A 14,763-nucleotide genomic window follows, 5' to 3' on the forward strand; every position below is an offset into this window, starting at 1 on the left:
ACCACCCTGGGGGGTTCATGCCAATCGTCTCGGCGTCCGAGAGACGCCCGATTTCCACCGCAGTGACCTGTCTGCTCGCCGTCCTCGCCGCACTCCTCCTGCCGGTGAGCGCCGCTCAGGCCGCACCGGCAGCCGAGGACTGCGTCAGCGTCGCCGAGGGACGGTACGCGGGCAACTTCACCACCGCCGGGCAGACGCACTGCCTGCAGCTGCCGAGCCCGCAGGGCGCCCGGATCGCGGCCCTCACCTCGCGCGGTGGAGCGGGCGTGACCGTCCAGGTCGAGGTGGTCGACCGGAACGGCACCGCACAGTGCACCGCCGGTGATCTCGTCCAGGGCTCCTGCGCCCTGACCGGAACGGCGCCGTTCCGTGCGCGGGTGCACGCCGAGGACACCGACGCGACGGGTCCCTACGGCGTCCACTTCGTCCGTACGGACACCCTCCAGGCGGGCTGCCAGGTCCTGCCCGCGGGAAGCTTCGCCGACGACGCGGGCGCCGTGCGGCTGGAGACCGGAAACGGCGTCTTCTCGCACTGTCTGACCATCCCGGCCGGCGCGCACTCCACGGACGAACTCCTCCGGATCCGCTACGCCTACCCGGACGACCTGGACCTGCGCCCGGACTGGGCGATCAGCCTGATCGACACCGACGGCAACGGGCCCTCCTGCTACACCCACCCCGCCCCGGGCCAGGCGATCCGTACGGACGGCCTCACCAGCTGCTCCTTCACCGCCGGCAAGGCGTACACGGTGCTCCTCGCGGGCCAGAACGTCCCGCGCAGCCACACCCTGGACCGCCGCGACGTCACCGCCACGGCCAAGGGCTGTGCCGCCTCCGCCGCGACGGCGGTCGGCGCCCCGGCCACGACAGGCACGTCCGGCCAGACCGGCTCCCTGCGCTGCCACCGGATCACCACGGCCGCCGCCACCGACCGGCTGCGCGTCAACGTCCGGGACGCCCACGACAGCACCCACACCCTGGTCATGGACGACGCCGGCGGCATCGCCTGCCACCAGAAGACCACCGCGTGCACGGTCACCGGCTCCACCGGCTACCAGGTCATCACCCAGGTCCCGGACGGCTGGTCCCTCCCCGGCTCCTACCGCCTCGACGCCTGGCGCATCGCCACGGCCGCCGGCCCCGCGCCGGAGTGCGCGCGGACCGGATCGGTGGCGTACGGGTACGGCCCGCTGACCGGCACCCTCTCCGAGGAGCGCACCGGCACGTGCGCCGTCCTGTCGAGCGTCTCGGGAGACAGCTTCAGGGCCGACATCACCGCAACGGACGGTGGGACCTCCACCCCGGTGCCCACGCTCTACGGCAACACCTGGAACGACCTCTGCAGCGGCAGCTCGTCCCCGTACAACTGCCAGGCCACCGACCAGAGCCTGTTCGTGCTCGCGCTGCCGGAACGGGAGAGCCGCACGGCCTACCGCGCCGAGCTCGTCTGCACCAACGCGCCCTGCGGCCCCGAGGAACTGTCCGTCGGCACGATCACGCCGACCACCGCGCAGAGCGGTACGGTCGCCACCCTCACCGTGCAGGGCACGGCGCTGGGCATGAACAACACCGTCGAGCTGACCGGCGGCCCCGCACCGCTGACGGCCACGACCGTCTCGGTCTCCGACGACGCCCGGACGCTGAAGGCGACCGTGGACCTGCGCACGGCACCCGCCGGCATCTGGAACATCAGCGTCGTCGCGCTCAACTTCCGGTACGCACTGGGCACGCTGACGGTGACGCCGCCCGCGAGCTCCGGCCAGGGCACGTACAAGCCGATCACGCCGACGCGGTTGATGGACACCCGTAGTGGGTTGGGTGTGCCGAAGGGGAAGGTGGGCCAGGGCGGGACGGTGACGTTGCAGGTCGCCGGTACGTCCGGGATTCCGGCGTCGGGGGTGACGGCGGTCGTTCTGAACGTCACGGCGACGGATCCGACCGAGGGAAGCTACGTGTCGGTGTACCCGAATGGCACTACCCGTACGAGTGCGTCGAACCTGAACTTCACGGCGGGGCAGACGATCCCGAACCTGGTGGTCGTTCCCGTGGTGAACGGGAAGGTCAGCTTCTACAACAACGCGGGTTCGGTCGATCTGATCGCGGATGTGGCCGGCTTCTACACGACTGACGGTTCTGGTTCGACGTACAAGCCGATCACGCCGACGCGGCTGATGGACACCCGTGCTGGGTTGGGTGTGCCGAAGGCGAAGGTGGGCCAGGGCGGAACGGTGACGTTGCAGGTCGCGGGCGCGTCCGGGATTCCGGCGTCGGGGGTGACGGCGGTCGTTCTGAACGTCACGGCCACTGACCCGACTGAGGGAAGCTACGTGTCGGTCTACCCGAACGGCACGACGCGGACGAGTGCGTCGAACCTGAACTTCACGGCGGGGCAGACGATCCCGAACCTGGTGGTCGTTCCCGTGGTGAACGGGAAGGTCAGCTTCTACAACAACGCGGGTTCGGTCGATCTGATCGCGGATGTGGCCGGCTTCTACACGACGGACGGTTCTGGTTCCACGTACAAGCCGATCACGCCGACCCGCCTGATGGACACGCGCGGCGGTCTCGGTGTGCCGAAGGCGAAGGTGGGGCAGGGCGGCACGGTGACCTTGCAGGTCGCCGGTACGTCCGGGATCCCGGCGTCAGGCGTGACGGCGGTCGTCCTGAACGTCACGGCCACCGACCCGACTGAGGGCAGCTATGTGTCGGTCTACCCGAACGGCACCACCCGTACCAGTGCGTCGAACCTGAACTTCACGGCCGGGCAGACGATCCCGAACCTGGTGGTCGTCCCCGTGGTGAACGGCAAGGTCAGCTTCTACAACAACGCGGGGTCCGTCGACCTCATCGCTGACGTGGCCGGCTACTACACGTCGTAGGGCTCGGAACACGGCAGGGCCTCCCCGGAACGCCGGGGAGGCCCTGCCGCATTTCCAGCTACTCCGTGATCCCGTCGAGGAAGACACCCCAGCTCGCGGGCGTCACGGCGAGCTCGGGCCCGGCCGTCACCTTGGAGTCCCGGACGTGGACGGCGTCTGCGCAGGCCGCGACCTCGACGCAGTCGTCGCCATCACCACTGCTGTAACTGCTCTTGAACCATCGCAGCTGAGAGCTGTTCACAGGGATCCTCGCATTCGCATCAACAGGGCCCTGCTGTCCGCAGGATTGAGGGCCTGGATGCGAAGTTTGGCATACCGCAGGTGGAGGAGACTCAGGTCTTTCGGGTCATTCAGCACCCGGCCCGACTGCTGTCCCTCGCTGTAACCCATCCACTCGTGGTCCTGGGTTTCGAGGAGACGGAAGGGGCCTCCGAGACCCGCGTGTTCCGGGCTGACCAGCGGCATGATTTGCAGGTCCACGTTGGGCAATCGGCTGCACTCCAGCAGGTGGTCGATCAGCTGGCGGGTCACCTCCGGTCCGCCGGTCTGCCGCAGGATAACCGCCTCGTCGATGATGAAGCTGAAGACCGTGTACGGAGTGCGGGACAGCAGTTGCTGTCGCTCCAGCCGAGCCGCGATGCGAGCCTCTACCTCCTCGAAGGTGGGCGGAGGCAGGACGTCGTCCACGAGAGCACGGGCGTACGCCTCGGGCTGAAGCAGACCCGGAACGGACCGGCACTCGTACGTATTGAGGATGACCGCCCCCTCCTCCAGCACCGCCCACGGCCGGAACCACGACGCCAGGCCCCGCCGCCGCGACAGCCGCTTCGCGGCGATGTCGATGACGCCGAAGGCGTCCAGGACGGCCTCGGTCTTGCTGATGAACTTCCGGGACGGATGGCGGCGGCCCTGCTCGACCGAGCCGACGTACTGGACCGAGTAGCCGATCAGTGGAGCTAGTTGCTCCTGGGTCAGGCCTGCACGTCTGCGGGAGGCCTTGACCGTCTCGCCGAAGCTGCGCAGGGTGTCATCCGGTTCGACCTCGCCGTCACCGCTGTCGTCGGCACTCACCATGGCGGTCACCTCCCCGACGTGAAGACTCACGCACGGTGACTATCACTGTCCAGAGAGTGGACTCGTACAGTTGGTTTGTACGAGTCCGGGTGGTGTTGAACAGCCCAGGCCAGGCGGGACGTTGGCGCCATGACCACACCCCCTGGCTCCGCCCAGGCCCTCGTACGCGTGTTCACTCAGCGTTTCAGTTCCACCCGGCGCGGGGCCCGCCTCGCCCGCCAGTTGGCGCTCGTCGAGCTGCACGACTGGGGTTTTCCCGAATCCACCGGGCTGTCCGCCGACGCCGGGCAGCTCGTGGCCGAGCTCGCCGCCAACGCCGTCACCCACGGCCGCGTGCCCGGGCGGGACTTCGAGCTCAAGCTGACGCTGCTGGAGAACGCCCTGCGCGTCGAGGTCTCCGACGCCCGGCGTGACCGCCGCCCCGCCCCGCTGCCGCACGCCTACCAGGCCGAATCCGGCTACGGGCTCAGGATCGTCGAGGGGCTCGCCGCCGGCTGGGGCGTCACGGACCGGCTGGTCGGCAAGACGGTCTGGGCCGAGCTGGCCCGCCGGGCCGGGCCGCGGACGTAGGCGCCGAGGGCCCCCCGGGCGGTCAGGACCGCCAGCGGGGCGCGTCGTCGTCCGGGGTGTCCGGGCTGGCGAAGTGGAACGGTACACCGAGGTGGGCGGCCAGGGCGCCGCCCGCGTGGGTGGCGGCGGCCGCCGAGGGGTGCAGCGGGCCCGCGTCGGCGCCGTCCAGGGCGCGTACGGCCGTGCCCCAGTAGATCGTGGCCAGGCACTTCTCCCCGGCGGGCTCGTCCGTGATCGCCAGGAGGTTCACGAACCAGTCGTGGACGGTGTCCCCGTCCCAGACGGCCTCGACGGCCACCACGCGGCTGCTGATGCCGTGGGCGAGGGTGGAGAGCGAGTCCAGGTCGAGCGGCGAGTCGGGCGTACGGGCCACGCGGTCGCCGAAGTGCAGGTAGCGCAGGTGGACGATCTCCTGCGCCTCCCGCAGGCCGACGCCGTGGGCGCGGCCGGCCTCCCACACGATGCGGGCCGCTTGGAGGCGGCTGTCCTGGAGGACGTACCCGTCGACCTGCGTCCGGATCCCGGCGGGGAGGGCCTGCCAGTGGTTCTCGGTGTCCGTTTCCCGGTGCGTCATGGCGTCATGATCGGCTCGGCGGGCCGCGGCCGTCGAGGGGATTTCGGCGGCTACTCCCGCGAGCGCCGGGGCGGACCGTACCTGCGGCGGCGCCGCTCGTCGACCTCCTGGTCCGAGCGGCGGCGCTGACCGGCCGTGAACATCGTGCCGCCGATGAGGAGGAACAGGCCGCCGGTGATGCCCAGGCCCAGCGGGTCGAGGGCGCGGCTGCCGGTGGTCTCCATCCAGGGGTCGAGGCCGCCGAGCGGGTCCTTGAAGAGGACGACGTGCCCGCCCGGCGCCACCTGCGCGTAGCAGTTCCGGATGGCGTCGAGCTCGTGGCTCTCGCCCGAGGGCTCGACCACGCGGCAGGAGAAGCGGGTGTCGCCCTTGGAGTTGGTGTACTCGCGGGACTCCGTCACGACCGCGTCCACCCGTTCGCCGAGCACCTTCAGGTACGACTCGTTCAGGTTGGACCCGGCGAAGACGCCGAGCGCCATGGTGCCGAAGCCCACGAGGGTGGCGGCTCCCGCCCGGTTCCAGAACGTGCCGGCGACGGCCGCGCCGATTCCAGCCGCGGCGAGGACGACGAGCACGCCGACGAACAACAGGCCGTACGGGAACTGCGAGATGAAGCCGCCCAGCGCGGCGCCCCCGGCGATGAGCGCGGCCCAGAACAGGGAGTTCCGTGTGCGCCGGGCCCTCGGCGGGGCCGCCTTCCCCAGGTGTCCGGTGGTCCGGGCCGTGCCGGCCGTGTCCATGTCGTTTTCCTCCGAGCCCCCGTGTGCGGTCCGCCCGAGCCTACGCAGCGGCCGGGCGGGCGTGCCCGGAGGGTTCAAGGGCTCAGAGGTACTGGGCGAATTCGTCCAGGGTGCGCAGCACCTGCGCCTTCGGCGCCGAGGGCAGCTGGAGGACGACCTCCTCGATGCCCAGGTCGGCGTAGTGGCTCAGCTTGCCGGGGCTGGGCTGGACGGCGTACGGGACCACCTGGAGGGACTTGGGGTCGCGTCCGGCGGTCTCCCAGACCTGGCGCAGCACCGGCAGCGTCTCGGTGAGGCCGCCGCCGCCGATCGGGAGCCAGCCGTCGGCGTGGTCGGCGATCGCGGCGAAGAGCTTCGGGCCGGCCGCGCCGCCGATCAGGGTGCGGGGGCCGTGCAGGGGGACGCCGGGGGCGAGTTCGCGCGGGGCCTGGACCGGCTTGGGGTGGGCGCTGCTGGCCTGGACGGAGCAGTACTGGCCGACGTACGCCGTGGGCTCCGGGGCCCACAGGGCGCGCATCAGGGCCATGCGGTCGCGGACCAGTTCGCGGCGGGTGAGCCACTCGACGCCGTGGTCGGCGGCCTCCTCGACGTTCCAGCCGTAGCCGATGCCCAGGGTGAAACGGCCGCCGGAGAGGTGGTCCAGGGTCGCCACCTGCTTCGCGAGGTCGATCGGGTCGTGCTGGGCGACGAGGGTGATGCCGGTGCCGAGGTGCAGGCGCTCGGTCACGGCCGAGGCCTGGCCGAGGGCCACGAAGGGGTCGAGGGTGCGCCCGTACATCTCGGGGAGTTCGCCGCCCATGGGGGCGGCGGTGTCGCGGGCGACCGGGATGTGGGTGTGCTCCGGGAGGTAGAGGCCGGAGAAGCCGCGCTCCTCCAGGCTGCGGGCCAGGCGTACGGGGGAGATGGTGCGGTCGGTGAGGAAGATGGTCGTGGCGATCCGCATGGGTACTGGCACCTCCGAGACGTGGGACCCGCAACGGTACGGGCTGGACCCGCGATTGTTGAGGGGGCGTCAGGTCTCGGGGTCGCGCTTCGGCCGTGCGGCGGAGGTGCGGCGGCGGTGCGTCAGCCGCGCGGGTACCGGGTCAGCCAGCCGGGGGAGGCCTCCGTGGGGCTGTGGAGGGTCGGGCCCTGGGTCATCTCCAGGGCGAAGTCCTCGGCGATCTCCAGCAGCGTGGCGCGGCCTTCGAGCTCGGCGAGCCAGGCGGCCGGGAGGGCCGTCTCGCCGTGGAGGGCGCCGAGCAGGGCCCCGCACAGCGCGCCGGCGGCGGTGGAGTCGCCGCCGTGGTTGACGGCGAGGCGCAGGCCGTGGGCGATGTCCTCGGCGACGAGGGCGCAGTAGACGGCGACGGCGAGGGTGTCGGCGGCGTCGGGGCCGTTGGGGCCGGTGCCCGGGCTGTCGGCCGTCCGGCCCAGGGTTTCGACGGCCCGGGGGCCGGGCGAGCCCTGGGTGACGGCCGACAGGGCGCGCTGGAGGGCGTCCGTGACGGGCTGGTGGCCGGGGCGGGCGCCCAGCAGGCCCAGGGTCCGCTGGACGGCGGCGTCGAGGGAGTCGCCGCGGGTCAGGCCGTGGACGATGACGGCGAGGGCGCCGGCCGAGAGGGAGGCGGTCGGGTGGCCGTGGCTCTGCGCGGCGCATTCGACGGCGAGTTGGAGGACGAGGGCCGGCTCCCAGCCGACCAGCAGTCCGAAGGGGGCCGAACGGGCGGCGGCGGCCGCGTCGCGGGCGGCGGGGTTCTTCGGCTGGTCGAGGGTGCCGAGGCTCTCGTCGGCGAAGCCGGTCAGGCAGGCGCGGGCCGGGCCGCGGCGGACGTAGAGCCACTCCTCCTGCGCGAGCCAGCCGTTGTCCTTGCGGCGCTCGTCCGGGCCCCAGTCGTGCTGGGTGGCGGCCCAGCGCAGGTACGCGCGGTGGATGTCGGTGGGCGGGTGCCAGGCGCCGGTGTCCCGGCGTACGTGGGCCCGTATCAGCCCGTCCACGGTGAAGAGGGTGAGCTGGGTGGCGGCGGTGACCCGGCCGCGGTGGCCGTCGGCGGGCGCGGGTGCGGGTGCCGGTGCGGTCAGGCCGTCGGGGCCGTGGGCCTCGCGGATGCCGTCGAGGGTGAGGCCGGCGAGGGGCGCGCCGAGGGCGTCGCCGAGCGCGGAGCCGAGGAGGGTGCCGCGGACACGGCTGCGGAAGTCCTGCTGCTCGATGCGGCCCCACAGGCCGGTGACGACGGCGCGCCCGAGTGTCCGCCCCTCGCCTGCGGCGGGCTCGGCCACCCCTTGCCCTGCGGGCCCGGCTCCGGCCGTGGGCGCGGCGGATACGGCCGCGGGAACGAGCCCGGCGGGGCCGGCGGCGATGGGTGCGGTCATGTGCCCGGGGCCGCCCGTGGGCTCTTGCCGGGGGCCGGCCGCGGCTGCGGGCCCGAGCTCGGCCGGGTGTCCGCTTGCGGGGTCCGCCCCCTGGCCCGCGGGTCCGGCGGCGAACCGGGCTCCGTACCCGGCTGCGGGTGTGGCGAAGGGCGGGGGGTCGGCCGCCGGTTCGAAGCCGAGCACCGGCGCGGCGGGTACGCCCATGGGTGCGGGCATGTGTCCGTGTCCGACGGGTCCGGCGAACGGTGATTCGGGTACGGCCGCAGGTGCGGCGACGAACCCCGGTGCCGGGCCCGCCGGGACTACGGCCACGGGTCCTGCCAAGCCTCCGACGGTGAACCCGTCTGCGGGCCCTGCCGGGGCAGCGGGGGCGGGTGCGTACCCGGCGGTGCCGTCGGGGGCCCCGGCTGCGAACCCGGCCTCGTACCCCGTGGACATGGGGCCCGGTCCGGGTACGGCGGTGAAGCCGGGTGCGGGGCCCGTCGGGGGCTCGGTGGCGGGTGCGGTGACGGGCGGGGGGCCGGCCGGGAATCTGGCCAGGGGGCCGGTCGCGGGTCCGGGCAGGCCCTGTCCGGCTTCGGGTACGGGCCCCGTTCCGCTGTTCGTACCGATCATTTCGTCCACCCCCGGCACCCCGACCCCTGCTGACCGCTCCCGCACTGTAGTAGACAGCTTCGATCGAATCCGGAAGTGGTTCGCCAAGGGGCTCGTAAGTGATCAAAGAACGGCCAGATCGCGAACACTTCCAGCCGCCGCCTGGCTCATGGCACGTTTTGCCACTTGCCTTCGAGCCGGTTGGTTTCGGCCACGCCTCGTTCATCCGACGTTCTCCGGAGCCGCTGAGCCTCGAACGCATGAAGAAGGCTCTCCTCGCCGCGACCGCCGTCGCCGCCGCACTCACCGCTTCCCTGGTCGTGGCCCCCGCCGCCACCGCCAACGGCCTGGACCACCTCCCGTGGGCCGGCCACCGCAACGACCGTTCCGCCATCCCCTTCACCGAGGCCACCGTCACCGCCGGCGCCGACGGTTCGTTCACCCTGCAGTGGAAGGCCCGCGGCACCAAGCGGGTCGAGATCAAGGCGAACGGCAAGGTCGTCGCCAAGGGCGGCGCCGAGGGCCGCGCCGAGGTCAAGGGGCTGCCCGCCGCCGACCGCCAGTGGTTCGACTTCAAGCCGGAGCGCGGCGGCAGCCTGCGCCTCGCCGACCGCCAGATCAAGCTCGACGGCGCGGTCAACTTCCGCGACGCCGGCGGCTACCGCACCACCACCGGCCAGTGGGTCAAGATGGGCGAGATCTACCGCTCCGACGCCCTCAACAAGCTGACCGCGAACGACCTGGCCAAGCTGGAGCGCCTGCGCGTCAAGACCGTCTTCGACCTGCGGATGGAGGACGAGCGCACCAAGGACGCCGACAAGGTCCCGGCCGGCGCCACCTACGTCGTCGCCGACGTCTTCGCCGGTTCCGGCTACTTCCAGACCCTGCCGAAGACCCCCGACGAGGCCGTCAAGGCCATGGTCGACGCAGAGAAGGCGATGGTCAGCGGCGACGGCGGCAAGAAGGCGTACACCCAGGTCTTCGACGGAATACGCAACGACCACCGCCGCTCGGTCCTCTTCCACTGCACCGCCGGCAAGGACCGCACCGGCTGGGCCAACGCATCCCTGCTGACCGCCCTCGGCGTGCCGAGCGAGACCGTCATGGCCGACTACCTCGCCAGCAACGACTACCGTCGGGCCGCCAACGACGCGGTCCTCTCCCACCTGCCCGCCCAGCAGGCCGCCGTCTACAAGCCGCTGCTCGACGTGCGCCCCGAGTACCTCAACTCCGGCTACGACGAGGTCAAGGCCAAGTACGGCTCCTTCGACCGCTACCTGAAGGACGGCCTCGGCATCGACGCCCGCGAGCTGCGCCAGCTCAAGAAGGACCTGCTGGTCGGCTGACCGCCGCCAGGAGTACGCGCGGGCCCGGCCGGACGCCACACCCGGCCGGGCCCGCGCGGCACCGTCAGTCCAGGACCGGCAGCAGCTCCGGCAGGTGCCCGTCCGAGGCGCGGGCCGCGTCCTGCCGCTCCCGCGGCACCTCCCCGTACAGCGTCGTACGGGCCTTCGCGGGCCGCCCGGCCGCCTCGGCGACGGCGATCAGGTCCTGGACCGACTTGTACGAGCCGTAACTCGACCCCGCCATCCGCGAGATGGTCTCCTCCATCAGGGTCCCGCCCAGGTCGTTGGCCCCGGAGCGGAGCATCTCGGCCGCGCCCTCCGCACCCAGCTTCACCCAGCTCGTCTGGATGTTCGTGATGTGCGGGTGGAGCAGGAGCCGCGCCATCGCCGTCACCGCGCGGTTGTCGCGGACCGTCGGGCCCGGCCGGGCGATGCCCGCCAGGTACACGGGCGCGTTGGTGTGGATGAAGGGGAGCGTCACGAACTCCGTGAAACCACCCGTCTGCTGCTGGATGCGCGCCAGCGTGCGGAAGTGGCCGAGCCAGTGCCGCGGCTGGTCCACGTGCCCGTACATCATGGTCGACGAGGACCGGATGCCGAGCTCGTGCGCCGTCGTGATGACGTCGATCCAGTCCGCCGTCGGCAGCTTCCCCTTCGTGAGCACCCAGCGGACCTCGTCGTCGAGGATCTCCGCCGCCGTGCCCGGGATGGAGTCCAGCCCGGCCTCCTTGGCCGCCGTCAGCCAGTCCCGTACGGACATCCCCGTCCGCGTGGCCCCGTTGACGACCTCCATCGGCGAGAAGGCGTGCACGTGCATGCCGGGGACCCGCTCCTTCACCGCGCGCGCGATGTCGAAGTACGCCGTCCCGGGCAGGTCCGGATGGATGCCGCCCTGCATGCACACCTCGACCGCGCCGACGTCCCAGGCCTGGGCCGCGCGGTCCGCGACCTGGTCCAGCGACAGCGTGTACGCGTCGGCGTCCGTGCGGCGCTGCGCGAAGGCGCAGAAACGGCAGCCGGTGTAGCAGACGTTGGTGAAGTTGATGTTCCGCGTGACGATGTAGGTGACCTCGTCGCCCACGACCGACTTGCGCAGGTCGTCGGCGATCCGGCACAGCGCGTCGAGGGCCGGGCCGTCCGCGTGCAGCAGCGCCAGCGCCTGCGCGTCGGTCAGCTTCGTCGGATCGTCCGCGGCCTGCGCGAGGGCGCCGCGTACGTCGGTGTCGATGCGCTCGGCCACCATCCCGGGAGCCGCCGCCTCGCGCAGCGCCTCCCAGTCGCCGTACACGTGGTCGAAGTCCTCGCGGCGGTCGCCGGTGCGGCCCTCGGAGTCGATGGCGGTGTGCAGGTCGGTGCGCCCGTAGGCGACGAACCCCTCGTCGGGCTCCTGCCAGGGCCGCCCCTCGACGGTGGCCGTCTCGTCGGCGAGTCCCGTCTCCGGGTCGGCCAGTGCCCGTACGTGCGGCAGCAGCCGCGGGTCCAGCCACGGCTCGCCGCGCTGCAGGAACTCCGGATAGATGGTGAGGCGTTCGCGCAGCTCGAAGCCGGCGGCCCGGGTGCGTTCGGCCAGCTCCTCGATGTGCGGCCAGGGGCGCTCGGGGTTGACGTGGTCGGGGGTCAGCGGCGAGACCCCGCCCCAGTCGTCGATGCCGGCGCCGATGAGCAGCGCGTACTCGGCGTCCACCAGGTTCGGCGGGGCCTGGATCCGGGCGCTCGGGCCCAGGATGTGGCGGGCGACGGCGATGGCGGCGGCCAGCTCCTCCAGCTCCGCGTCCGGCATGCCGCGCATGGCGGTGTCCGGCTTGGCGCGGAAGTTCTGGACGATGACCTCCTGGATGCCGTGGTAGCTGCGCTGGATCCGGCGGAGCTCGAAGAAGGCCTCGGCGCGCTCCTCGTAGGACTCGCCGATGCCGATCAGCACCCCGGTGGTGAAGGGGACGTTCGAACGCCCCGCGTCCTCCAGCACGCGCAGCCGTACGGCCGGTTCCTTGTCGGGGGAGCCGTGGTGGGGGCCGCCCGGCTCGGACCACAGGCGGGTGGCGGTGGTCTCCAGCATCATGCCCATGCTCGGCGCGACCGGCTTGAGGCGCTGGAGGTCGGACCAGGACATGACGCCGGGATTGAGGTGCGGGAGCAGGCCCGTCTCCTCCAGGACGCGGATCGCCATGGCGCGGACGTAGGCGAGGGTGTCGTCGTAGCCGTGCGCGTCGAGCCACTCGCGGGCCTCGGGCCAGCGGTCCTCGGGGCGGTCGCCGAGGGTGAACAGTGCTTCCTTGCAGCCCATCGCCGCGCCTTGGCGGGCGATGTCGAGGACCTCGTCGGGGGAGAGGTACAGGCCGTGGCCGGCCTTGCGGAGCTTGCCGGGCACGGTCACGAAGGTGCAGTAGTGACACCGGTCGCGGCACAGGCGGGTGAGCGGGATGAAGACCTTGCGCGAGTACGTGATGACACCGGGCCGCCCGGCGGCGGCGAGCCCGGAGTCCCTTACGCGTGCGGCGGACGCGGCGAGGTCCCGCAGGGCCTCGCCGCGCGCCTGGAGGAGCACGGCCGCCTCGGTCGCGTCGAGCGCGACGCCGTCTCGCGCCCGCCGGAGCGCGCGGCGCATCGCGTTGTCGGTCGGAGCGTCACTCGGAGTGGTCATGGGCCGAGCATACGATCCGACGTTGCGGTGGTGGGGCGGCGGTGGGGCAGCGGTGCGAGTGGCTCATCTCATCAGCTCACCGGCGTTGACCAGCAAGGACTGGCCGGTTATCGCCCGCGCCCGGTCGGAGGCGAGGAAGACGGCGGCGTCGGCGACGTCCCCGTCGGTGGCGAGATCGGGCAGTGCCATGCGCTCGGTCAGCCGGGCGTGGACCTCGGCCTCCGGGACGCCCTCGGTGTGGGCGGTGAAGGTGACGAAGGCCTGCACGGGCGGGCCCCACATCCAGCCGGGCAGCACGGTGTTGACGCGGATCCGGTGGGGGCCGAGCTCGCGGGCCATGGAGTACATGGCGGAGGTCAGGGCCCCCTTGGAGGCGGCGTAGGCGGCCTGCTGCACCTCGTTGGGCGCGGCGACGGCGGACTGCGTCCCGATGATGACCACCGACCCCCCGCGCTCCTTGAGCGCGGGCAGACAGGCCCGGGTCATCCTGAGGGTCCCCAGCAGGTTGACGTCGATGATCTGCTGCCAGGTCCCGAAGTCGGCGTCCTCCAGCCCGCCGAAGTACGAGTCCCAGGCGGCCACGTGCACGACGGCGTCCACACCCCCGAACCGCGCGCGGGCCAGCTCGGCCAGGGCCTCGCACTGCCGCTCGTCGCCGATGTCGGTGGGCAGGTGGGCGGTGTGCGCCCCGTCGGGGTCGATCTCGGCGGCGGACTTGGCGAGATTCGCCTCGGTCCGCGCCCCGAGCACGGCGTTCCCCCCGTCCCGCACGACGGCGGCAGCCACCTGATGCCCCAGCCCGGCCCCGACGCCGGAGACGATGACGGTCTTCCCTCGCAACAGCATGACGCCCTCCAGCACCCGACACATCTGACGGCTCGTCAGGCTAGGCCGCCACCGCGACGGTGTGAAGGGGCGGGATCCGACGAGTGCCGAAGACCGGTCGAACGCTCCACGGGGGCTCGCCCGTGCGCCGGAGCTTGAGAATGGATTCGGCTTCGTACGCTTCCAGGGCGGCTGTGTCGGGGCGCATGCCCGGGCGTGCGCCGTGAGGTGGTCGTCGGCGAGGCGGCCATAGGGTAGGGAGATGGAGGCGGAGACCTCCACGGCAGAGTTCAGTTCGTCCGCACGCAGGAGACAGCTGCTCGCGTACGCCGCCCAGCCCCGCAACGGCCTCGACTTCCTGTCCTCCCGAAGGCCGGAAGGTCGTAGTTGGTCATTCCACGACCGTTGACGGTGTACTCCTCGTGCGACACGTCCTAGAACGGTCCCGATGGAGCTGACTTCAGCGCTGACAAGACGTGCGTGCCGCCAAGGGTGACCCCCTAACCGCCTTCTGCGATCCGAAGGAGCCCTGGAGGGGCTTCATCCGGCCCGATGCCCACCGTGTCGACTCGGCCCGGCAGGCGCGTCATCGAGCGGTTCATCTCCATACGATGCCATCCTCCTCCAGGGCGGCGGAGCCCCCGTCTTGATGCCGACCCGTAACCGGGTAAGGTCGCTCACTGCTTTCTAGAAGGCGGCTTGGATCATCGAAGGTGGATGGATCCTGAAAGCTGTGTCATTCGATGCCTTCGGAAGCCTCAAGAAACTTCTTCCTGTCGCGTTCGATGTATGGCGAAAGATCGCTGAGTAGGTGCAGGATCTCCCGCATTTCCCGTGCGAGGCCAGGGTGCGCGAGCCAGGTGGCCGCTTCGCGGGTGAGTACCGCTGACAGCAGGTCGTCGTCATAGAATCCCCCGTCGTTCTGGGCCGGTGCCGTATCGCGGAGAATTGCAAGTGCGCGGGGGAGCGTCCACCGTAGCCCGACATCCTGTCCGATCAGGCGCCCAAGTTCGTACGCTGTCAGCCCGTCAACCGGGCGCCGCCGTAGCCTGTGGACCGTTTTGACCAGGCTGGTCGACTCTGCTGGCGCATCGGGCCAGCTATCCCCCTCGAGTTCTTCGAGAGTGCGACTTGCTTCAGGATCTTTGTTCATTTGCGTCCTTCGCGT

General features: G+C 71.7%; 12 protein-coding genes. 3 read left to right on the top strand and 9 right to left on the bottom strand.

Translation table 11 applies throughout. From position 1 onward, the window contains the following. Positions 1-62 precede the first annotated feature (62 nt). Complete coding sequence (locus ACFYZ4_RS13370; protein ID WP_351293534.1) at positions 63-2,879, top strand: hypothetical protein; 2,817 nt, start codon at positions 63-65, stop codon at positions 2,877-2,879. A 58-nt stretch (positions 2,880-2,937) separates the two neighbouring features. On the opposite strand, the gene ACFYZ4_RS13375 is transcribed toward ACFYZ4_RS13370, so the two are convergent. After that, positions 2,938-3,120 (bottom strand): DUF397 domain-containing protein, encoded by a 183-nt coding sequence (locus tag ACFYZ4_RS13375; protein ID WP_390783943.1) that lies wholly within the window; start codon positions 3,118-3,120, stop codon positions 2,938-2,940. Further along, entirely contained in the window at positions 3,117-3,953 is an 837-nt protein-coding gene (locus tag ACFYZ4_RS13380) for a Scr1 family TA system antitoxin-like transcriptional regulator (RefSeq protein ID WP_390784017.1), read from the bottom strand. The genes ACFYZ4_RS13375 and ACFYZ4_RS13380 overlap by 4 nt, the downstream gene beginning before the upstream one ends. 129 nt (positions 3,954-4,082) lie before the next feature. On the opposite strand from ACFYZ4_RS13380, the gene ACFYZ4_RS13385 reads away from it, so the two are divergent. Beyond that, a complete protein-coding gene (locus ACFYZ4_RS13385; RefSeq protein WP_351293528.1) occupies positions 4,083-4,523 on the top strand; it encodes an ATP-binding protein in 441 nt (146 codons plus the stop codon). A 22-nt stretch (positions 4,524-4,545) separates the two neighbouring features. Here the strand turns inward: ACFYZ4_RS13385 and ACFYZ4_RS13390 are convergent, their stop codons facing one another. The 4 genes from ACFYZ4_RS13390 to ACFYZ4_RS13405 form a co-directional block, all read right to left on the bottom strand. Continuing rightward, positions 4,546-5,097 (bottom strand): hypothetical protein, encoded by a 552-nt coding sequence (locus tag ACFYZ4_RS13390; protein WP_351293526.1) that lies wholly within the window; start codon positions 5,095-5,097, stop codon positions 4,546-4,548. 50 nt (positions 5,098-5,147) lie between these two features. Then, positions 5,148-5,837 (bottom strand): hypothetical protein, encoded by a 690-nt coding sequence (locus tag ACFYZ4_RS13395; protein WP_351293523.1) that lies wholly within the window; start codon positions 5,835-5,837, stop codon positions 5,148-5,150. Positions 5,838-5,919: 82 nt separating this feature from the next. Next, the gene (locus tag ACFYZ4_RS13400) at positions 5,920-6,780 is read right to left on the bottom strand and encodes a TIGR03619 family F420-dependent LLM class oxidoreductase (protein WP_351293520.1); all 861 of its coding nucleotides are present in this window, start codon (positions 6,778-6,780) and stop codon (positions 5,920-5,922) included. 122 nt (positions 6,781-6,902) lie between these two features. Continuing rightward, a complete protein-coding gene (locus ACFYZ4_RS13405) occupies positions 6,903-8,039 on the bottom strand; it encodes an ADP-ribosylglycohydrolase family protein (RefSeq protein ID WP_390784018.1) in 1,137 nt (378 codons plus the stop codon). 1,004 nt (positions 8,040-9,043) lie between these two features. Here ACFYZ4_RS13405 and ACFYZ4_RS13410 point away from each other — a divergent pair. Beyond that, positions 9,044-10,129: a tyrosine-protein phosphatase gene (locus ACFYZ4_RS13410; RefSeq protein WP_390783944.1), complete on the top strand. Its 1,086-nt coding sequence runs from the start codon at positions 9,044-9,046 to the stop codon at positions 10,127-10,129. A 64-nt stretch (positions 10,130-10,193) separates the two neighbouring features. Here the strand turns inward: ACFYZ4_RS13410 and ACFYZ4_RS13415 are convergent, their stop codons facing one another. From ACFYZ4_RS13415 to ACFYZ4_RS13425, 3 genes are all read right to left on the bottom strand, one after another. Then, positions 10,194-12,770: a bifunctional FO biosynthesis protein CofGH gene (locus ACFYZ4_RS13415; RefSeq protein WP_384342567.1), complete on the bottom strand. Its 2,577-nt coding sequence runs from the start codon at positions 12,768-12,770 to the stop codon at positions 10,194-10,196. Positions 12,771-12,833: 63 nt separating this feature from the next. Continuing rightward, entirely contained in the window at positions 12,834-13,616 is a 783-nt protein-coding gene (locus ACFYZ4_RS13420) for an SDR family oxidoreductase (protein WP_351293511.1), read from the bottom strand. Positions 13,617-14,331: 715 nt separating this feature from the next. Beyond that, entirely contained in the window at positions 14,332-14,748 is a 417-nt protein-coding gene (locus ACFYZ4_RS13425; RefSeq protein ID WP_390783945.1) for a contact-dependent growth inhibition system immunity protein, read from the bottom strand. Between the last annotated feature and the right edge of the window lie 15 nt (positions 14,749-14,763).

The organism is Streptomyces sp. NPDC001513, from assembly GCF_042894695.1.
GTDB lineage: Bacteria > Actinomycetota > Actinomycetes > Streptomycetales > Streptomycetaceae > Streptomyces.

Coding starts and splice junctions, on each gene's coding strand:
- ACFYZ4_RS13390 (WP_351293526.1), bottom strand. CDS start 5,097: ATGACGCACCGGGAAACGGACACCGAGAACCACTGGCAGGCCCTCCCC.
- ACFYZ4_RS13380 (WP_390784017.1), bottom strand. CDS start 3,953: ATGGTGAGTGCCGACGACAGCGGTGACGGCGAGGTCGAACCGGATGAC.
- ACFYZ4_RS13420 (WP_351293511.1), bottom strand. CDS start 13,616: ATGCTGTTGCGAGGGAAGACCGTCATCGTCTCCGGCGTCGGGGCCGGG.
- ACFYZ4_RS13385 (WP_351293528.1), top strand. CDS start 4,083: ATGACCACACCCCCTGGCTCCGCCCAGGCCCTCGTACGCGTGTTCACT.
- ACFYZ4_RS13395 (WP_351293523.1), bottom strand. CDS start 5,837: ATGGACACGGCCGGCACGGCCCGGACCACCGGACACCTGGGGAAGGCG.
- ACFYZ4_RS13425 (WP_390783945.1), bottom strand. CDS start 14,748: ATGAACAAAGATCCTGAAGCAAGTCGCACTCTCGAAGAACTCGAGGGG.
- ACFYZ4_RS13400 (WP_351293520.1), bottom strand. CDS start 6,780: ATGCGGATCGCCACGACCATCTTCCTCACCGACCGCACCATCTCCCCC.
- ACFYZ4_RS13410 (WP_390783944.1), top strand. CDS start 9,044: ATGAAGAAGGCTCTCCTCGCCGCGACCGCCGTCGCCGCCGCACTCACC.
- ACFYZ4_RS13415 (WP_384342567.1), bottom strand. CDS start 12,770: ATGACCACTCCGAGTGACGCTCCGACCGACAACGCGATGCGCCGCGCG.